The organism is Dietzia alimentaria 72, assembly GCF_000226215.1.
GTDB classification, from domain to species: domain Bacteria; phylum Actinomycetota; class Actinomycetes; order Mycobacteriales; family Mycobacteriaceae; genus Dietzia; species Dietzia alimentaria.
In genome coordinates this window covers 124,274-143,545 of the sequence record NZ_AGFF01000005.1, presented here as the reverse complement: position 1 = coordinate 143,545, position 19,272 = coordinate 124,274, and the positions used below count along the sequence as shown (strand labels likewise).

The 19,272-nt window shown below is 68.7% G+C and carries 16 protein-coding genes; 10 read left to right on the top strand and 6 right to left on the bottom strand.

The genetic code is table 11. The annotated features are described in order from the left end of the window. Window positions 1-29: 29 nt before the first annotated feature. On the bottom strand, window positions 30-1,046 hold the full coding sequence (locus ON04_RS02140) for an NADP-dependent oxidoreductase (protein ID WP_010539930.1): 1,017 nt from the start codon (window positions 1,044-1,046) through the stop codon (window positions 30-32). 66 nt (window positions 1,047-1,112) lie between these two features. Here ON04_RS02140 and wzm point away from each other — a divergent pair, with 66 nt between their 5' ends. The 4 genes from wzm to ON04_RS02120 are packed head-to-tail and all read left to right on the top strand — an operon-like array spanning window position 1,113 to window position 4,378. Further along, window positions 1,113-2,000 (top strand): galactan export ABC transporter permease subunit Wzm/RfbD, encoded by an 888-nt coding sequence (gene wzm / locus ON04_RS02135; protein ID WP_010539929.1) that lies wholly within the window; start codon window positions 1,113-1,115, stop codon window positions 1,998-2,000. 12 nt (window positions 2,001-2,012) lie between these two features. Then, the gene (wzt, locus tag ON04_RS02130) at window positions 2,013-2,831 is read left to right on the top strand and encodes a galactan export ABC transporter ATP-binding subunit Wzt/RfbE (RefSeq protein WP_010539928.1); all 819 of its coding nucleotides are present in this window, start codon (window positions 2,013-2,015) and stop codon (window positions 2,829-2,831) included. Then, entirely contained in the window at window positions 2,821-3,750 is a 930-nt protein-coding gene (glfT1, locus tag ON04_RS02125; protein ID WP_010539927.1) for a galactofuranosyltransferase GlfT1, read from the top strand. Before wzt ends, glfT1 begins: the two co-directional genes overlap by 11 nt. A gap of 22 nt (window positions 3,751-3,772) precedes the next feature. Continuing rightward, entirely contained in the window at window positions 3,773-4,378 is a 606-nt protein-coding gene (locus ON04_RS02120) for a TIGR03086 family metal-binding protein (protein WP_010539926.1), read from the top strand. 214 nt (window positions 4,379-4,592) lie between these two features. On the opposite strand, the gene ON04_RS02115 is transcribed toward ON04_RS02120, so the two are convergent. From ON04_RS02115 to ON04_RS02095, 5 genes are all read right to left on the bottom strand, one after another. After that, entirely contained in the window at window positions 4,593-5,798 is a 1,206-nt protein-coding gene (locus ON04_RS02115) for a hypothetical protein (protein ID WP_010539925.1), read from the bottom strand. 223 nt (window positions 5,799-6,021) lie between these two features. Then, entirely contained in the window at window positions 6,022-7,893 is a 1,872-nt protein-coding gene (locus ON04_RS02110; RefSeq protein ID WP_010539924.1) for a glycosyltransferase, read from the bottom strand. Between the two features lie 25 nt (window positions 7,894-7,918). After that, entirely contained in the window at window positions 7,919-9,982 is a 2,064-nt protein-coding gene (locus ON04_RS17160; protein ID WP_010539923.1) for a DUF6541 family protein, read from the bottom strand. 4 nt (window positions 9,983-9,986) lie between these two features. Beyond that, on the bottom strand, window positions 9,987-10,511 hold the full coding sequence (locus tag ON04_RS02100) for a GtrA family protein (protein ID WP_010539922.1): 525 nt from the start codon (window positions 10,509-10,511) through the stop codon (window positions 9,987-9,989). 22 nt (window positions 10,512-10,533) lie between these two features. After that, complete coding sequence (locus ON04_RS02095) at window positions 10,534-12,129, bottom strand: FMN-binding glutamate synthase family protein (protein WP_010539921.1); 1,596 nt, start codon at window positions 12,127-12,129, stop codon at window positions 10,534-10,536. 391 nt (window positions 12,130-12,520) lie between these two features. Here ON04_RS02095 and ON04_RS02090 point away from each other — a divergent pair, with 391 nt between their 5' ends. The 6 genes from ON04_RS02090 (at window position 12,521) to ON04_RS02065 (ending at window position 19,271) form a co-directional block, all read left to right on the top strand. Next, a complete protein-coding gene (locus tag ON04_RS02090; protein WP_010539920.1) occupies window positions 12,521-12,766 on the top strand; it encodes a hypothetical protein in 246 nt (81 codons plus the stop codon). Window positions 12,767-12,845: 79 nt separating this feature from the next. After that, window positions 12,846-14,186, top strand: a complete 1,341-nt coding sequence (locus ON04_RS02085) for a lipase family protein (RefSeq protein WP_010539919.1) — start codon at window positions 12,846-12,848, stop codon at window positions 14,184-14,186. Window positions 14,187-14,593: 407 nt separating this feature from the next. Then, on the top strand, window positions 14,594-16,042 hold the full coding sequence (locus ON04_RS02080) for a decaprenylphosphoryl-beta-D-ribose oxidase (RefSeq protein ID WP_010539918.1): 1,449 nt from the start codon (window positions 14,594-14,596) through the stop codon (window positions 16,040-16,042). A gap of 48 nt (window positions 16,043-16,090) precedes the next feature. Then, window positions 16,091-16,438, top strand: coding sequence for a VOC family protein (locus ON04_RS02075; RefSeq protein ID WP_010539917.1), 348 nt, complete (start codon window positions 16,091-16,093; stop codon window positions 16,436-16,438). 29 nt (window positions 16,439-16,467) lie between these two features. After that, window positions 16,468-17,229, top strand: coding sequence for a decaprenylphospho-beta-D-erythro-pentofuranosid-2-ulose 2-reductase (locus tag ON04_RS02070; protein ID WP_010539916.1), 762 nt, complete (start codon window positions 16,468-16,470; stop codon window positions 17,227-17,229). A gap of 2 nt (window positions 17,230-17,231) precedes the next feature. After that, window positions 17,232-19,271: an arabinofuranosyltransferase gene (locus ON04_RS02065; RefSeq protein WP_033443964.1), complete on the top strand. Its 2,040-nt coding sequence runs from the start codon at window positions 17,232-17,234 to the stop codon at window positions 19,269-19,271. The last annotated feature ends 1 nt before the right edge of the window (window position 19,272 follow it).

Sequence of the window (19,272 nt, the reverse complement as noted above, 5' to 3'; positions counted from 1 at the left end):
CGACGGTGGTTCGAGAGCCGGGTGGCGGGTCAGATCTTGACGACCATCTTGCCGGTGTTGGCGCCCTTCATCATGTCGAGGAATGCGTCGGCCGCGTTGTCGATCCCCTCCACCACCGTCTCGTCGTACACCAGGTCGCCGGAGGCCACCCAGGGCCCGATCTTCGAGGCGAAATCCTTGAAGTGGTCCATGTATCCGCCGACGGTGAAACCCTGCAGCGTCAGCCCCCGGGTGATGGCGTTCGACAGGTTGTCCGGCCCTGCGGACCGTTCGGTGGCGTTGTACGCGCTGATGGCACCACACAAGGCCAGACGCCCGCCGTCGTTCATCAGATCGAGTGCGGCTTCCAGATGGTCGCCGCCCACGTTGTCGAAGTAGACGTCGATCCCCTCACCGTTCTGCGTGCCGAAGTGCTCGCGCAGCATCGAGCGGACGGGGCCGTCCTTGTAATTGACGGCGGCATCGAACCCGTACCGCTCGGTCACGGTCGTGACCTTCTCCGCGGAGCCGGCCGACCCGACGACCTTGGAAGCGCCCTCGAGCCGTGCGATCTGCCCGACCACTGACCCGACCGCGCCCGCCGCGCCCGAGACGAACACCGACTCCCCGGACGTGAAACCCCCGATGTGCATCAGACCCACGTACGCCGTGAATCCGGTGAGTCCCAACACCCCGAGGTACGCGGAGGCCGGGACACCCTCGACCTCGTCGACAACCCGAAACTGCCCGCCGTCATCCTGGGCTACGTCGCGCCACCCCAGATCGTGCAACACCAGGGAGCCGACGGGGTGCGCGTCGGAACGCGACTCCACCACCCGGCCGACGGCGCCGCCGGTCATCGTCTCGCCCACCGCAAACGGTTGGACGTAGGAACGGCCCTCGCTCATCCGGCCGCGCATGTACGGGTCCACCGAGAGGAACTCGTTGGCCACTCGGACCTCGCCTTCGCCCAGGCTGGGCAATTCGACCTTCTCGGTGCGGAAATTCTCGTGTGTGGGCCAGCCCTTCGGGCGTGCCGCGAGCTGAATCTGTGTACTTGTCGTCATCACTCATGTGTACGCTCCCTCGCGGCGGGGCTGCCACCACGCCGACCTCTAGTAGGCTTCGCCCTCGTGCAGGACCAGCCCTTTCCCGATCCCACCGCGGCGACGCTCCCCGACGAGCGTGTGCGCGGTGAGATCGTCAACGACTCCCACACCTTCCGCCGGGCCGTGGCCGACCTGCGGCAGGGCCTGAACCAACGTGAACTGTGGCTCTCGCTGGGCTGGCAGGACATCAAGCAGCGTTACCGCCGCTCCACACTGGGCCCGCTGTGGATCACCATCGCCACCGGCGTTATGGCCGTGGCCCTGGGCCTGCTGTACTCGATCCTCTTCCAGATCCCGCTGGCCGAGTTCCTCCCCCACGTCACCGTGGGCCTCATCATGTGGGGGTTCATCTCCGGCTGCATCAAGGAGGGCTCGGAGGTCTTCATCGCCAACGAGGGCCTGATCAAGCAACTCCCCAGTGCGCTGAGCGTGCACGTCTACCGGCTGGTGTGGCGACAGTTCCTGTTCCTGCTGCACAATCTGGTTATCTGGGTGGTGCTCATGGTGGTCTTCCCGCGCCCGCTGGGTTGGGAACTGCTGCTCTCGGCCCTCGGGCTGGCAGTGCTCATGGTCAACGGCGTATGGGTGGCCATGCTGTTCGGCATCCTCGCCACCCGCTTCCGTGACATCGCCCCGCTGCTCGACTCGATGGTCCAACTGCTCTTTTACATGACCCCCATCGTGTGGACCACGCAGACGCTGTACGAGCAGGGCGGCGACATCGCCGACCGAGCCCGCATCGCCGAACTCAACCCGCTCTACCATTACCTGGAGATCGTGCGCGCGCCCATGATCGGAGAGCCCGTCGCCGCCTATCACTGGTGGATCGTCCTGGGCTGCACCGGCGTGGGCCTGCTGCTGGCCTTCCTCGTCCTGCGCCAGTTCCGCGCCCGAGTCCCCTACTGGGTGTAGGAGGTACATCCCATGAGCTCCGCTGCACCCACTCCGGGAGGCCCGTCCATCGACTGCGTCGACGCATGCGTGGACTTCCCCATCTTCGACGCCAAATCGCGCTCCCTGAAGAAAGCAGTTCTCGGATCCGCGGGAGGCGCCATCGGGCGGAATGCGTCCAACGTCGTCGTCGTCGAGGCACTTAAAGACATCACCCTCTCTCTCCGGGAAGGCGACCGCATCGGCCTGGTCGGGCATAACGGCGCCGGCAAGTCCACGCTGCTGCGCCTGCTGTCCGGCATCTACGAACCCACCCGCGGCGCCGCACGGATCCGCGGGCGCGTGGCCCCCGTGTTCGACCTCGGCGTGGGCATGGATCCGGAGATCACCGGCTACGAGAACATCATCATCCGCGGCCTGTTCCTCGGTCAGACGCGCAAGCAGATGAAGGCCAAAGTCGAGGAGATCGCCGACTTCACCGAGCTCGGCGACTACCTCGACATGCCGCTGCGCACTTACTCCACCGGCATGCGGGTGCGCTTGGCGATGGGCGTGGTGACCTCGATCGATCCCGAGATCCTGCTGCTCGACGAGGGTATCGGCGCCGTGGACGCGGAGTTCATGAAGAAGGCGCGCGTGAAGCTGGCCGAGCTGGTCTCCCGCTCCGGCATCCTGGTGTTCGCCTCGCACTCCAACGAGTTCCTGGCCCAGCTGTGCGACTCCGCCATGTGGATCGACCACGGCCGCATCCGCCAGCACGGCGGAATCGAGGAGATCGTCACCGCCTACGAGGGGCCGCAGGCCGGCAAGTCGATCGCCGCGTACATGGACAGGATGGCAAGTGAAGGCTGAGCCCGCGCAGCCCCGGCGCGTCGTCGCCGTGGTGGTGACGCACCGCCGCCTCGAGCAGCTCCGCGAATCGCTGGACGTGGTGTGTGGCCAGACCCGACCGATCGATCATCTGGTGGTGGTGGACAATGCCGACCAGCCCGAAGTCCGCGCCCTGGTCGAGTCCCAGCCGGTCGAGGTCACCTACATCGGCTCCCGGCACAACCTGGGCGGCGCGGGCGGGTTCGCGCTCGGCATGCTGCACGCCCTGGCCACCGGCGCCGACCTCGTGTGGTGTGCCGACGATGACGGCCGCCCCGAGGGTCCCGAGGTCCTGGCCACGCTGCTGAGCTGCATGGACCGTCATGGCCTGGCACAGGTGTCGCCGGTGGTGTGCGATCTCGACGACCCCGACCGCCTGGCTTTCCCCCTCCGCCGCGGCCTCGTCTGGCGCCGGCTACGCAGCGAGTTATTTGCTGACGGCGAGTCAGTGGGCACCGCTGACTCCCTGCTGCCCGGCATCGCGTCCCTGTTCAACGGCGCCCTGTTCACCGCCGACTGCCTGGACCTGGTGGGCGTGCCCGACCTGCGGCTGTTCATCCGTGGCGACGAGGTGGAGGTCCACCGCCGCCTGGTGCGTTCCGGACTGCCCTTTGGCACCTGCCTCACCACCGCGTACCTGCACCCGCAGGGCTCCGACGAGTTCAAGCCGATCCTCGGCGGTCGCATGCACACGCAGTTTCCGGACGACCCGGTCAAGCGCCATTTCACCTATCGCAACCGCGGGTACCTGCTCACCCAGCCGGGCATGCGCAGGCTCATCCCGCAGGAGGTCGTGCGCTTCGGCTGGTACTTCTTGATCTCGCGGCGCGATCCGGCGGGCTTCCGAGAGTGGCTGCGACTGCAGCGCATGGGCGCCGGCGAGCACTTCGACAAGCCCTGACCGGGGGGCGCATGATGGGCGTATGACCGACTGGATCGTGATGCAGGACCGCGCCGCCGAGCTCTACACCCGTCTACTGCCCGCCATCGCAGACTGGGACGCGCCGTCGCCGTGCAGCGAGTGGACAGCGCGTGAGGTGCTGGCGCATGTGGTGGACGAACAGCTATGGGTCCCGGGCCTGCTCGCGGGCGGCACGGTGGACGAGGTGACCGACGATCTTGCGGACCGCCTCCGCCGCCTGCGCGACGCTTCCGGCCCTGAGCTCGTAGGGGAATGGGAGGCACTGCGCGCTCCGGTCGCGGCGGCGTGGCGTGGGACCCCCGACGACGACGACGTCAACCTCTCCTACGGAACCGCGCCGGTGCGGCATTATCTCGCGCAGCAGACTTTTGATCTGGCGGTTCATGCCTGGGATCTGGCCGCGTCGCAGGGCGTGGAGCTGCGGTGGGGCGATGAGCTTGCGCGGGCCGTGGTGGAGTTCGTGCGGTCCGATCTCTCGGATGACCCGGCGCCTGACCTGTTCGATCCGCCCGTGCCCGGTTTCGACGACCCCGCTGCCTCCGACCAGGACGAAGCACTGGCGCTGACCGGCCGTGATCCGTCTGCATGGCCGACGACCCGCCCGTAGCGCCAGCGTCAGCACCAGCGCCAGCACCAGCCCCAGCCCCAGCGCCAGCACCAGCCCCAGCGCCAGCCACGAGACCCATCGGATTGCGGCGCACCTATGGGATCCTATGGGTCTGGCGCAATCCGATAGGTCTCGCGAACGCCTAAGATAGCCATTACTCGAAAATCCGAGCCGCACGCGTCGGGAGCAGTAGTTCAGGCCCGTTGGCGGAGCCTCACCAGCCAAAAGCAGTGTCCCCGCCGCGGCGGGGCGTCCACATTCCGTGCGGATCGTCGATTGGCCCGGTGCGCACCGGCGGGTACACATCCGTCCGCGACCACCGGCTACGCAACGCCGACGCCGCGCGTTCGCTCACCGAATCCTCGACAAGTGCGGACCGGGTCAGCTCGCCGCCTGCATCCGCTCCCGCGCCTGCCACTGTCTCTGTCTCTGTCGCAAATGCTGCGAGAGACGCGGTCGCTGTACCGTCCGCAGTTACTGCGGACGCTGCTGCTGTCGCAGTCGAGGTCGCGGCCGCCGTCGCGGACTCAGTCCCAGCGGTGTGGCCTGCACCTGTGATTCGAGTGCTGGCGGATTCGCGGACAACGATCACCGTCCAGCCGGCCCGACGCAGCTGCATGCGACTGCGGCCGGGAGCTGCCCAGCCAAGCGGTGTGGGGCCCCCACCCGGTGTGAGCACCACGCAGCGGGCTACCGGATCCGCCAACGGAAGCTCGAGTGTGCACTTGCCCAGTCGAATCGTGTAGCCGTGGCGGAAATCGCCACAACGCGCCGCGGCCAGCGCGAGACGGGCTCGGGTCGACGCGGTCGACCCAGATCGCAGATCCACCGCCGCCGCAACCCGAATCAGTTCCCGAGCCCCCCGACCGGCCGGATGCTCCGCGACCGCGGCGAGCTGCGCCGGCAACTCAGGAACCGTCGCGCAGAGCCGCTCCACCGAGACCACTGCGTCATCGAACTCCAGATCTCGTGCCAGGTCCCGGCAGGTGCGCAGTGGAGTGGTGACACGCAGTCCATCCACCTCTGTCACGGCGGACGGGGGCATCGACCCGTAGCGGTAGATGCGCCCCTCACGGGTTTTGCGGGTCCGCGGCAACCAGATCTCCGGCAGGGCCTCATCTGGAGCTGAATCGTCGCCCCAGAAAAGCGCTGCACTGCGCCCCCGCAGAACGCCTTCGGGCCATACGCGGGCGAGTGCACGACTGCGCAAGCCCAGTTCGTCAGACTGATCCGCGCGGCGGTACATGCCGTGCCAGATCCTGCGATAGTGCGTGCGACCCGGCGCATCCGGCACGGCCGCGGCCAATTCGGCTGTCGTCATCGGCCCGGGCGGCAAGCCTGCGGGAATCTCGTTCGTATCGGCCGCCACCTCGCGCCGCAACTGTGTCGGGGACGTCCGGTTCAGAGCAGGTGAATTCATGCCGCCTACTCTGCGTCACCGACGCCTCCGTCCCACCGCGAACCAGAGGCCGTCGAGCGCGAACTGTGGATAACTCCGAAATGTGGAATTCTCGTGCTCCGGTCCGCAACCGCCTCGCCGCCGAACAGAGGATTTCGAGCAATCGCACTCGGTCGATGCGGCCATTTTCCTCTTCGCGGCGGATGAGGGAGCGGCGGAGGAGGGAGCGGCGGGAGCCGCGGGATCAGAGTCCGTAGAGGCGGGCCCAGTTCTCGCGCGTGGTGAGCCGGTTCTGCGCCCGCCGCCACTGCTCCTGCGCTGCCGGGGCCTCGCGGACGAACCGCGCCAGCAGTGCGACCAACCGCTTATGCAGCTCGGTCACACGAGCCGGGTCCACCTTGCGGTAATGCACTCCGGTCTGGGAGGCATCGGTCACGTAGACCTCGTCGAACAGCGAGACATGCCACCAGGCGGCGTCCTCATACGGGATCGCCACCACGCCACGGCGCTGTCGTCCGAGCTTCTGGACCAGCAGTCGCTTTGCGAGAACTTGGTCCTCGCGGTCCTCGCGTGGGATGCCGATCTTGCGCTCGACAGTGATCCCGGCGGGCAGCGCTTCCACTCCGAGCTTGACCGTCTCCGGATATCCAGAGCGCTCCTCGCGGACAGCTGCGAGGGCCTGCTGACCGCCATCGCCCACGCCGTTGGGTCCGTCGGGTCCGTCGAGGAATGCCTCGATACCCCGCATCCGGGTGGCGGCCAGGCCGTACTGCATGGCCACGATCGCCCGCAGGATGCTCCGGCACAGCTTCTTCGCCATGTCCCCGGCATCGATGCCCTGCCGGATTGCGGCGGTGGCCAGGGCGTTGCGGTGAGAGAAGAACTGGCCGAAGTCGTCGCCGTCCTTCCAGTAGAAGTCGGCGTGCCACACGGCCGCGCCCTGCAGGGTGCACGTGGGCATTCCGGCCTGACGGCAGCGTAGGCCGTACTCGATGTCGTCCCACTGGAAAAAGTACGGCATCGGCAGGCCGACCTTCTCCACGACCTCGCCGGGGATGAGACAGGACCACCACGCGTTGTACTCGGCGTCGATCCGTCGCTCTTGCCTGTTCTCCACCACCGACTGGTCGCGCAGCGCCCACCCGTCGGCGTCGAGACCGCCCTGCAACTCGCTCAGGTTCGTCCGCTCGGCCGACACCAGCAGGTAGTCCGGGTTGAACAGGTACAGCATCTGCGCACCCACCAGCATCGGCTCACGCGTCACGGCGGCGAAGGCGAACAGCCGTAGGACCGTTTCCGGCTCCACACGCACATCGTCGTCCATGAGCAACACGTCCACCGGGCCGGTGGAGCCCGGAGCGGTGGCCTCGAACATCCCGCGGCTGAAACCACCGGCTCCGCCGAGGTTGGGCTGACGCAGGTAGTGCAGACGATCGCCGAACTCCCCGGCCGCGTGCTGGAACTGTTCGCGCGTCTCCACGAGATCGGTGCCCTGGTCCGTCACGTAGAGGTCGTCGATCAGGTCCGCGACGAGGGGGTCGGAGGCGAGCGAGTCAACAGTGGCCGCGCAGTCATCAGCCCGGTTGAACGTGCAGATAGCCACTGTGGCGCGGCGGGCGGGCCTCGTCGTCGTTGTACTCCACGTGACCTCAGAGACGGTGGCCACGGCGTCCACGGCGTGGAATTCCACCCACATGGCGCCGCCGTCCGTGAACGCGTCCACCGGCACGTCCAGCACAGCCATCCCGTCACCGTGGTGGTGGACCACATCTACCGTCCGCACGTGCGACCCGATATCGGAGGCCCGCACGAGCACGTCCACCCGGCCGGCCGACTCCACGGACACCCGCACCGTCAGCCCGGTCACGAAGGTCCACCGTTGCCAGTAGGAGGCCTCGAACCGACCGAAGTAGGTGTTGGTGTCGACGATCGCGCCGGCGTCCAGGTGCAGCTCCGAACGGGTGCGGCGCACTACACCCCGCACGATTCGCGAGTAGAGATCGTCGTTGACCCACCGCTGCGGGCCGGAGAACAGACTGCGCTGGAGCAGCAGGTCGCGGTCGGGCCGGGCGGCTCCGGAGTCGGTGTCTTCGGCGGTCACGGTGGTGGCGTCCATGGGACGATGCGCTCCTGGGAGTCGGTTATGCGGTGGCGTCCAGGCTAGTCGCAGGGTCCGACGGTGCCGCCTCGACGACCGGCGAGTCGGTGTTCGGTGGTTGCCCGGATGGCGTCACCGCAGGGATCCCGGGCGGGGGCAGCACCGGTGGATGATCCGCAGGCACCGGCAGGACCTCATACAGGCGCGCGCCGGGGTTGGCCTCCACCAGACGCAGATTCGGATTGAGGTGCAGCCCGATGAACCCACCCGGACGACCCGGCCCGCCCACCGACCCGGTTCCGACGATCACCCAGCGCACGTCCTGCCGCACCATCTCCCGGGTCACGATCGGATCGAAGCCATAGCGGTTGACCGAGGTGTACAGGACCATCCGGTCGGCCCCTACCTGCGCGACAGGGTCGTCGGCGAGCGGCGCTCCGAACACCACCGGCACACCGTGCAGCGCGTACACCCAGGCGGTGCCGTCGAACGGGTCGCCAAGAACCACCCCGCCGTCGTACCTCTCCCCCAGTCCGTCCAAGACGACCCGCTCATCGGCGGTGACCGCCGGCCCGTCTCCATAGCCCCACACACGCATGTCGCGGGCGAGTACGCCGTGTCCGGACGCTGTGAGCAGCGCGAGCACCGCTACCACCGCGACCGCCGGCCGGGCCGCCGGTCTGCGCACCGAACCGCGCGGGACGAGCGCCCGTACGCCCGCGCCCGCGAGCACCGCGGAGGGTAGGACGAGTAGTGAGGCGAACCGGTTGACGTCGTCCCACCAGAAGCCGGTGGCCTGCCGGACCCAGTCGCCCTGCACCGCGGCCGCCAGCACGTACAGCACGCCAAAGACCAGCAGCGCGGTGAAGGGTGCGGCCAGCGGTCGACGACGACGTGGGTCGGTCACGGCCGCCACGAGCCCGACGAGCACCGCCACCGCCATGCCCATCGAGGCCACCGCCGTCGGTCCGAGGTCCAACACCCCGGCCACCGCACGCCCCACACCCACCTCGCGCGGCCACGAGAAGCTGGCGAGCGATTCGGTGGTCCCCGCCGTCACCATGCGCACCGACCAGCCCACATACGCCCCCGCCGGCAGCGCGGCCAGGACGAACCCGCCCACCACCACCAGTCGCGAGCGCAGCCCGGGAGCGGTGACCAGCCCCGCGACCGCCTGCGCGGAAAGGGGAATCACCGCCGCCAGCGCCACCGACGGGTGCACCGACCACGCCCCCGCCATCCCCGCGCCCAGCAGCAGCGCGTGCGCCGGCATCCGTGGTCGCCGCGCGGCGAGCTGCTCGCCCAGCAGTATCAACCCCGGGATCACGGCCACGCCGAGCGCGTAGGGCAACAGCGGTCCGTGTGCCAGTGCCAGGTACGGGAATGTCCACGCCGACGCCGCGACCACCGCGGAGGCCACCGCCGCGAGCCGGGAACCGCCGCAGAGCCTGCCCGTGAGGACGGCGACGCCCAGGACAAACACGACCCCGGTCGCCGCGGAGACAGCGTTCAGAGCCTCCGGCAGCGCGCCCCCTGGTAGACCGACCAGCAACGCCGCGAAGGCGTGGTAGGTATCCGGGTAGAAGAAATGCGGATTGGCGGGCTGGCTCACCGGGGCCAGGTCAGTGACCCCGGCCCGCCCGGTCTCGGCGATGAACCGGGTGGCACCGCCGTGAAAGATGGCGTCCCAATTCTGGGGGATGGCCGTCAGACCGTGGGTGGCGATGAGGACCTGGATCGCGGGGACCGCGGCCAGTACGACGACGACGAGGTCGATCACCCCAGGGCCCGGCCCGCCACTGCGGGGTTCGTCGTCGTCGTCCCTCCCCTCGCCACGCCGCCACGTCCCTCGGTCGGTGGCCCGGGCGGCGATACCCACCATGCCGGCGGCGGTCAGGGCGGCGAGCGCGGTCAGCCCGGCCGAGAGGAGGCCCCATCGCAGGTCCGCCGCGGCGGTGACCGCGCTGCCCACCGCGACCACGGCCAGAGTCAGCGCTGGTCCGGCCGCGACGGCGTCCCGCCACCGGATGCCGGCGGCCCGGCAGATCGCCGCGCCCGGCACGATCAGCAGCACCACCGCGGCGAGCAGGATCAGCGCGACCATCATCAGCTCAGCGCACGCGGAAGATCACGGTCCGCTGGACGATGAAGTTGGTCACTGTCGCCACTCCCTGGGCGATCACATAACCGACGGTGCTGGCCCAGAACATGCCCCAGCCCATCCCCTCGAACCATGGCACCAACACCATGAACAGGCCCCACTGGACGCCGAACATCACCGCGTACAGCCCCATCGTGGCCACGAACCGGGCCCGGGACGGCTCCGCCTGGAACGTCCACCGTCGGTTGAGCGCGTACGCGGTGAGCGTGCCGGCGACGAACGAGAGCGCTTTGGCCGCGCCGTGGCCCATGCCGGCCAGCATGAACAGTTGCAGCAGGCCGTAGTCAACGACTGCCGACAGAACCCCGGTCAGAAAGAACCGGATGACCTGGGTCTTCAGATCGGAGGGCTGGTTCGGGTCGGTCTCGTGCCGCGATTCGAGCGGGTCAACGGCACCGCGCAGCGAATCGAGTACGGAGTCCTCCGGCTGGTCCGCCGACGCGTCGTGTGGGGGTCTGCCGTTGGATGTCGTCACGCGGCCAGCGTAGTGCGAGGGTCTAGGAATCGGGGGACGAGGGACGGCGGTATCCGCGGCGCAGCGCGGACGACGGTCGCGCGCCCCGGAAGTGGTGCGCGTCGCAGTCCTCCCAGTCGCGTGCCCACGAGGGGTCTTTTGCGCTGGCGAGCAGCTCGCCCTCGTCCAACCAGACGTACAGCTCCTCGTAGGTCATCACACGGGCCGGGTCGATCCTGCGTAATACGTGCTCGGGGCCCAGTTCGCCGAATGAGGTCAGACCCATCGAGGCGAGCATCCGCATCGCCGACCGCACGGTGGCCTGTTGATACCGCATCACCCGGGGCCCCTTGTCGGCCACGACCACGGCGCGGCTACGCCGCGGGTCCTGGGTGGCCACCCCACTAGGGCAGGTGTTTGTGTTGCACCGTTGAGCCTGGATGCAGCCGGTAGCCATCATCATCGCCCGCGCCGAACTGCAGAAGTCTGCCCCGAGAGCGATACGCCGGATGATGTCGTTGCCGCCGCTGATCTTGCCTGCGCAACCGATGGCCACGCGGTTGCGGAGACCGGTACCCACCAGCGCGTTGTGGACGATCACCAGGCCTTCTGTCAGCGGTGTGCCCACGTTGTCCTCGAACTCCACCGGAGCGGCCCCGGTGCCGCCCTCAGACCCGTCGACCATGATCCAGTCCGGAGTGACGCCCGTCTCGAGCATCCCCTTACACATCGCCAAAACTTCTCGGCGGTCCCCCACGCACAGCTTCAGGCCCACGGGCTTACCGCCGCTCAGCGACCTCAGCCTTGCTACGAACTCCATCATCTCCACGGGGGTGGAGAAGGCCGAGTGGGCTGCCGGACTGACACAGTCCTGCCCCTGCGGAACGTCGCGTGCTGCCGCGATCTCCGCGTTGACCTTGCTGGCGGGCAGCACCCCACCGACGCCGGGCTTGGCCCCCTGGCTGAGCTTGACGGCTATCCCCTTGACCTCGGGTCTGGCCGCCTTTTCGGCAAAGGTGTCGGGATCGAAGTGGCCGTCGGAGGTCCGGCAACCGAAGTAACCTGAGCCGAATTCCCAGATGATGTCGGCGCCGTGCTCGAGGTGGTACTTCGTCAGCCCACCTTCGCCGGTTTCCTGGGCGAAGCCGCCGTGCCGTGCGCCATAGTTCATCGCCACGACCGCATTAGCGGACAACGCGCCGAAGCTCATAGACGAGATGTTGAGCAGCGCGATGTCGTAGGGCTGCGTGCAATCAGGGCCACCGAGTCGCACCCTGGGCGGGACATCCGCGGGTTCGAGCGGATTGATCGAGTGCAGGATGTGGTCGTATCCGGCCGAGGTGACGTCCTTCTCCGTGCCGTACGCATCCTCGGCACTGATTCCCTTGGCCCGCTGGTAGATCATGGTGCGGGTGGTGCGGTCGAAGGGCCGGCCGTCGTCATCGCGCTCGATAAAGTACTGCTGGATCTCCGGACGAAGCGCCTCCATGGCGAAGCGGGCGTGGCCGATGACCGGATAATTGCGCAGCATCGAGTGTCGCTGCTGGAAGAAGTCGCGGACCCCGAGCGCGGCGACGGCGGCTGCTCCCGCGGCTGCCACGCCGAACCCCGCTCGTCCGGACAGATGGTGACGGTCCATGGATCCTCCGTTCCCACTTATTTCCGAGTCGGTGTGCCCTCGATGATCCATGAGAACACCGCACGGGTCCGTGCCACCACCGAACATCGCTCGTGCGCCCAACATCAGGCTTGTCCCGTAAACCATGACGTGCGATAGTTTGTCCATCGCGCGCACACCAGCGCGATTCTGGTCGAACCGTCCGCCGGCACATCCGCCGAGTGTGTTCGATTGTCGCGGTAGCGATCCGCTGCGGCCACCCCATCTCCCTTCGGCGTACACACCACATGGTCCGCGCCAACACCCCGGGTGCGTCGACATCGCCTCCACCAACGCATCTGAGCAGAGCCGGTCGGTGCACCGATGTCATTGACGCGCCGCCGTCCCTGCTCCTTCCGACCAGGAGGACCTCATGTCCAAGTTCACCGCCACCATCGAGACCGCGGCCGTTCTCGACACCACTGCCGTCGTGTTCTCATACACGCCCACCGGCCGGGCTGTCGCGGCCTCTGCCTCGCCGCGCACCCCGGCCCCGCGGACGGTCACCCCGTCGTGCACGCCCACCGGGCGCATCGTCTCGGCAACGTCTCCGGCACCTGTGGCCGCGCCCCACTCGGGCAGCGCTACCGTCGCTTCCTCCGGGGAGGCCGCCGCCTAGCGTTCTCGCACGGGCCCAGGTCGGAACCCGTCCGCGTCATCCGCGTCGCGGACGGGGCGGGTGTGTATACCGTGAGCGCATGAGGTCGCGGCGCCCCCTCCGTCCCGGTCGCGTGATGGTCGCGGCATCGCTTGCGCTGGTCTGCGTGTTCGCCGGCGCTCCTGCCGCCGGCGCGCAGTCCGCGGCGGCCCCGCCCGATGAACGCATTCCGGAGCGCTACCTGCCGAGTCCGTCGCCGGACCCGTGGTATTCGTCCCCACCTCCAGTCGACTCCGCGACCGCGCCCGGCACGATCCTGGACACCCGGCCGGTGACGATCCCGCCACACAACGTCCGCAACTTCGGCCGCGGCTGGCAGGTCCTCGTCCGGAGCAACAACTCGCACGATCGCCCGGAACAGATCATCTCGACGATCATCGAGCCCGCCACCCCGTGGCCCGGGCCCGGCCCGCGACCGCTGGTCTCGTTCAACGCCACGATCGACTCGCTCGGTCTGGAGTGCATGCCGTCACACGTGTTGCCGCACGAGTTCAGCCTCGAGATGCCTCCCTTCCTGCAGATCCTCGCCGACCGCGGCTACGGCCTGGTCGTGACGGACTTCGAGGGCCCGAAGGCCGCCTACGCCGCGGGTCGGGCCAACGGTCGCGCGGTCCTGGACGGCATCCGGGCGGCCCGGTCGTTCGTCGCCCCCGGCGATGCCGCGCCGCTGTTCGGCGACTCCCGAGTCGTGCAGGTCGGCTACTCCGGCGGCGGCATCGCCACCGGCTGGGCCGCCCAGCTCCAGCCGGTCTACGCACCCGAGCTCACCGGCGTTCTGGTGGGATCCTCGGTGGGCGGCGTGCCCGCCGACTACGCGGAACTGTTCGACACCATGGACGGGACCCTCGGTTCGGGTCTCTACCGCGCAGCGATACTCGGGCTCGCCCGGGAATACCCGGAGCTGTACCCACTGCTCAACGACACCGGCGACGTTCTGGCCCACCTGAGTCGTGATTCCTGCGCCGCCGCCAACACCGCCGCCGGAATCTTCCACACACCGCTGTCCCTGCTCACGAGCGTCGACCCACGGACCGACCCGACCGTGCTCCGGGTGCTCGCACGGAACCGTCTCGGCACCGCGAACCCCCGGAACGGGGTGGACCCCCGCGAGGTGCCCACCGGGCCGGTGCAGGTCTGGCACGGCGATTCGCTCGTCCCGATCGGCCCCGGCCCGGGCTCGGAGCAGGGGCCCGGCGACCTGTTCATCCCGGAGTGGACCGCCCGGCGTCTCGCCGACGAATGGTGTGCAGCCGGCGCGGACGTCCAATACACGCCCGTTGCCGGCGAACACGTCACGGCCGCGTACACCGCGGTGGGCCCGGCCCTGGACTGGGTGGACGACCGCGCCCGCGGCATTCCGTTCACAACAGGGTGCCGCTAGCAGCCGCCTCCGGATGATGGCCCGGCCTCACACCGCGGGATCGCCCGGCCGGTCGTCGCGACGCCGCCCCTGGACTACCCGGTGGGCCCAGCTGGGCAGAGAGCCATCGCAACCGCCTCCGGATGCGCTGGCTCTCGTGCTCGCGCTGGCTGACTGCACACCGGACCCAGGGGTGCGCTGCCGAAATGGACCACAGAGGGCGCGCAGGTCACAGCCGCAGCGCACCTGAGGCCGGAGGCGCTAGCCAGCTGCACGCACCTTCCGCGGCGGGCACTAGTGAGCGGCCGGGCAGGTCCTAGAGCGCCGGGGTGCAACGCCACTGCCGGGGTGACGTGACCGCATCGGGCGAGTCGGCCTGCCGGTGCCGTTCATGCACCCGGGTCTCCCCGAGCGGTAACCTCGACCACGTGAGCACCGTGCAGAACAACACCCCGGCCCCGTCCTCGCTGGATACCGAACTGAAGCGTCTCACCGGCTGGGGCCGTACCGCCCCGGCGATGAGTCATGTGCTCACGCCACGGTCGGTGGAGGAGATCTCGGCGGCCGTCGCGGCCGTCAACGATTCCAATGCCTCGGCCCCCGCACACCTGCAGCGCGGCGTGGTGGCGCGCGGGCTCGGCCGCTCGTACGGCGACAGCGCCCAGAACTCCGGCGGACTGGTCCTGGACATGAGCCGGTTCAAGCGCATCCACGAGCTCAATGCCGACTCCGCAACCGCAGTGGTCGACGCCGGCGTGAACCTGGATCAGCTCATGCGCGCGGCGTTGCCCTTCGGCCTATGGGTGCCTGTCCTCCCGGGCACCCGTCAGGTGACCGTCGGCGGTGCGATCGGCCACGACATCCACGGCAAGAACCACCACTCGGCCGGCTCATTCGGCAATCACGTCACCCGTATGGAACTGCTGGTCGCGGATGGCCGGATCCTCACCCTCGAGCCGGGCGGCACCTCCGACGACCCGCAGGGCACCCTCTTCTGGGCCACCGTCGGCGGCAACGGTCTGACGGGCGTGATCCTCAAGGTCTGGATCGCCATGACCCGCACCGAGACCGCGTTCTTCCTGGCGGACACGGACCAGACGGCCTCTCTCGACGAGACCATCGCGCTGCACACCGACGGTTCGGAGTCCAAGTACACCTACTCGTCGGCGTGGTTCGACGCGATCAGCGCGCCGCCCAAGATGGGCCGCGCCGCCGTCTCACGCGGATCGCTGGCCACGCTCGCGCAGCTGGAGGAGTACGCGCCCAAGCTCGCCAAGGATCCGTTGGCTATGAACGCCAAGCCGCTGCTGACGTTCCCGGACGTGTTTCCCAACGGCCTGGCCAACAAGTTCACGTTCATGCCGATCGGCGAGATCTACTACCGCATGGGCGGGACCAGCAGGAACCAGATCAAGTCGCTCCCGGCGTTTTATCACATGCTCGATCTGTTCGGAGAGTGGAACCGAGCCTTCGGCACCAAGGGTTTCCTGCAGTACCAGTTCATCGTCCCGCCCGGCGCCGTCGAGGGTTTCAAGGAGATCCTCGGCGACATCCAGCGCTCCGGCCATTACTCGTTCCTCAACGTATTCAAGCTGTTCGGCCCGGGCAACCAGGCGCCGCTGTCCTTCCCCATGGAGGGGTGGAACGTGTGCGTGGACTTCCCCATCAACGACCGTCTCAACGCGTTCGTCAATCATCTCGACGCCAAGGTCATGTCGATGGGCGGTCGTTTGTACACGGCCAAGGACTCGCGCGTCCCGGCCGACCGCTTCCACGCGATGTACCCGCAGATCGACTCGTGGATCTCCACCCGCCGGGAGATCGATCCCCACGGTGTCTTTGTCTCCGATATGGGACGCCGCCTCGAACTACTCTGACCCCACCGGACCCGCGTTCGGAGACCGTCACGCACGAGAGGGAACGAGATGGCACACGACGTCCGCATGATCATGCTCAGCACCGAGGACCTGGACGCGTCGATCGCGTTCTACGAGTCGGTGGGGATGACGGTGAAGTTCCGCGACGGCACGCACTTCGCCGCCCTGGACGGCGGCTCGATCACCCTCGCTCTGGCTACCAAGGTCGATCACCCGATACCGGGCCAGGTCGTGGTGGGAATCAAGACCGACGACGTCGACGCAGCGGCCCGCGACGTGGAGGCGGCGGGCGGGGTGATCGTGGCGCAGCCCCACGACGACGCCCATGAACGACGCGCCGTGGTCTACGACGTCTCCGGGAACGGTCTGGTGTTCTACAGCCCACTGCAGCGGTAGCGTCGGATGCCGTCGGTAGACTATCGCCCATGATCAATGCCGTCGGCGTCCCCCAGACCCTTCTCCTGCTTGGTGGAACCTCGGAGATCGGCCTGTCGATCTGCGCGGAGTACCTCCAGCAGGGCCCGATGCGCGTGATCTTGGCCTGCCTGCCGAACGATCCGTCGATCGAGGACGCGCGCGCCGAGATGACCGCCGCCGGTGCAACGTCGGTGCAGGTGGTGGACTTCGACGCTGCGGCCACAGAGACCCACCCGGCCGCGTTCGAGCAGATCTTTGCTGATGGGGACGTGGACGTGGCGATCGTCGCGTTCGGTCTGCTGGGCGAGAACGAAGAGCTGTGGTCCGACCAGCGCAAGGCCGTCCAAATCGCGCAGGTCAACTACACCGGCGCCGTCTCGGTGGGCGTGCTGCTGGCGGAGAAGATGAAGGTGCAGGGGTACGGCCGGATCATCGCCATGAGCTCGGCCGCCGGGCTGCGGGCCCGCCGCTCCAACTTCGTCTACGGCTCCACCAAGGCTGGACTGGACTCCTTCTACACGGGCCTCGGCTACGCGCTCTCCGAGTACGGGGTCGACGTCCTGGTCATCCGGCCCGGCCAGGTACGCACCCGCATGTCCGCGCACGTCGACGAGGCTCCGCTGACCGTCAACAAGGACGAGGTGGCCCGCATCGCGGTCAAATACTCGGGTCGCGACAAGGGCGCGGTCTTCGCCCCGGCCGCATTCGGCGGTGTCATGGCAGTGCTGACCCACGTGCCGCGCCCCATCTTCCGCAAGCTCCCCTTCTGACGATGCCGGTGGCGCTTCGAGGGCTCGGCCTGGCAGGTGCGGCGACGCTCCTGGCCGCCCTCGTCACCGGAGTCGTCCTCGTCGGCTTCTCGCTGGTCTCGTTTCCCGCCTACGGAAACTCCAACGTTCTGCGGGCGTTGACGGTGGTGGGCCAGGCCGCCGCGATCGCCCTGGTGGCGGTGGCGATCCTGTCCGCCCGCGCGGGCGAGCGACCGGCCCTGAGCAGCATGGCGAACACCGACATCGTCGCTGACGGCAGTGGGCGTGGGCGTCCGGCGCTGGTCCGCCTGGGCAAGCTGGCCGCACCCAGCGGCTCCGCGTTGCTGGTGGCCGTCACTCTGGGCATCCCGTTGGCCGCATCGCGACTCTACCTGCACGGCGTGAGCGTCGACCAGGAGTTCCGCACCCAGTTCCTCACCCGCTCCACCACGTCATTCGGCCTGCCTGACATGGCCTATGCCGACCTCCCGTCGTTCTACCCCTCGGGCTGGTTCTGGCTGGGCGGACGCTTCGCCAACCTCGCCGGCCTGCAGGGGTGGGCGGCATACAAACCATGGGCGATCCTCTCCCTGGCTGTCGCGGCGGCATTGGTCACCGTGCTGTGGACCCGTCTCCTGCGCACCGACCTCGGCGCCGTTGTGGGCCTGGTGTCCACGTCGGTGATGTTGGCCTATGCCAGCCCCGAGCCGTACGGGGCCGTCGTGGCGCTGTTCATCCCACCCGTGCTGATCCTGGCCTGGCACGCGGTTCACCCCACCTCGCGGGGGAGCGGTCGGGGCGCCACCCTGGCAACCATGCTGTTTCTCGGCGCCTCTGCCAGCACGTACACCCTGTACACGGGTCTCGCGGCGGGCACCGTGACGCTCATGGCGGTCGTCGCGACAGGTGCCGCCATGCTCGATCGCCGGCGCATCGCCCGAGCCGGGGGCGGGGGCGGAACCGGAGCTGAGGCCGGTGCCGGGCAGCCATCGATCCCGATCTGGCTGCCCGCGGCGCGTCTGGCGGTGATCGGCTTCGGGTCGAGCGCCATAGCACTGATCGTGTGGGCCCCCTACCTCGTCGCGACCCTGCGGGGCACGCCCACGGAGTCGGGCACCGCGATGCACTACCTCCCCGATTCCGGCGCCCGCCTGCCACTGCCCATGACCGCGGGCGGCCTCACCGGCTGGGTCTGCCTGGCCGGCCTCATCTGGATCGTGGCCCGCGCTTGGAACTCCCGTCGCGCGCAGGCACTGGGTCTGGGCGTGGTGGCCGTCTACCTCTGGTGCCTCGCCTCGATGGCGGTCACTGTCCTGGGCACCACCATGCTGGGATTCCGGCTGGAGCCGGTGCTCATCCTGCTGCTCGTTGTTGCCGGCGTGTTCGCGCTCGCCGAGATCGCGGGGCTGATCGTCCACGCCGCCGGCCGGCAGGCCGGTGCCGAGCGGCCGGCCGCGGAGGCTGCCCGGCTGCGTCGGGGTGCCACCGCCTCCGTGGGCGTGGTGGCCACGCTCGCCGCGCTCGCCCACGCGCAGGGCATCCCGGATCATCTGCACGAGGAGATCCGACTCGCCTACACGGACACCGACGGCGCCGGCGAACGCGCGGACCGCTACCCTCCCGGGCCCGAGTCCCATTACGCAGAGGTCGACTCGGTCATCCTGAAGGCGTTCCCCGGACGCGAGCGGACCGACCTCGTCGTCGTCAGCACCGCCGACGCCTTCCTGTCGTACCACCCGTACCTGGCCTATCAGGCGGTGACCTCGCACTACGCCAACCCCCTCGGCCACTACGCGGACCGCAACGCGGCCATGGTCGGCTGGGAGGAGGCCACGAGCGGCGAGGAACTATTCGCGATGATGTCCGACACCCCCTGGCGAGGCCCGGACGCGATCGTCGCCCGCTCCTCCGGCGATGGCTACACACTCCGCCTGGCCGAGGACACCTATCCCAACGACCCGAACGTCCGCCGCTTCGGGGTCACCATCCCCGCCGAGGCTGTGGAAGGCCCCCATTTCGAGGTCCACGACGTGGGTCCGTTCGCTGTGATCGTGGTCAGGTGAT

What these genes read in the sequence shown, in the direction of transcription:
- ON04_RS02140 (WP_010539930.1), bottom strand. Translation starts at nt 1,046, where the DNA reads ATGACGACAAGTACACAGATTCAGCTCGCGGCACGCCCGAAGGGCTGG.
- ON04_RS02120 (WP_010539926.1), top strand. Translation starts at nt 3,773, where the DNA reads ATGACCGACTGGATCGTGATGCAGGACCGCGCCGCCGAGCTCTACACC.
- ON04_RS02085 (WP_010539919.1), top strand. Translation starts at nt 12,846, where the DNA reads ATGAGGTCGCGGCGCCCCCTCCGTCCCGGTCGCGTGATGGTCGCGGCA.
- ON04_RS02110 (WP_010539924.1), bottom strand. Translation starts at nt 7,893, where the DNA reads ATGGACGCCACCACCGTGACCGCCGAAGACACCGACTCCGGAGCCGCC.
- ON04_RS02095 (WP_010539921.1), bottom strand. Translation starts at nt 12,129, where the DNA reads ATGGACCGTCACCATCTGTCCGGACGAGCGGGGTTCGGCGTGGCAGCC.
- wzt (WP_010539928.1), top strand. Translation starts at nt 2,013, where the DNA reads ATGAGCTCCGCTGCACCCACTCCGGGAGGCCCGTCCATCGACTGCGTC.
- ON04_RS02075 (WP_010539917.1), top strand. Translation starts at nt 16,091, where the DNA reads ATGGCACACGACGTCCGCATGATCATGCTCAGCACCGAGGACCTGGAC.
- ON04_RS02090 (WP_010539920.1), top strand. Translation starts at nt 12,521, where the DNA reads ATGTCCAAGTTCACCGCCACCATCGAGACCGCGGCCGTTCTCGACACC.
- ON04_RS02065 (WP_033443964.1), top strand. Translation starts at nt 17,232, where the DNA reads ATGCCGGTGGCGCTTCGAGGGCTCGGCCTGGCAGGTGCGGCGACGCTC.
- ON04_RS17160 (WP_010539923.1), bottom strand. Translation starts at nt 9,982, where the DNA reads ATGATGGTCGCGCTGATCCTGCTCGCCGCGGTGGTGCTGCTGATCGTG.
- ON04_RS02070 (WP_010539916.1), top strand. Translation starts at nt 16,468, where the DNA reads ATGATCAATGCCGTCGGCGTCCCCCAGACCCTTCTCCTGCTTGGTGGA.
- ON04_RS02115 (WP_010539925.1), bottom strand. Translation starts at nt 5,798, where the DNA reads ATGAATTCACCTGCTCTGAACCGGACGTCCCCGACACAGTTGCGGCGC.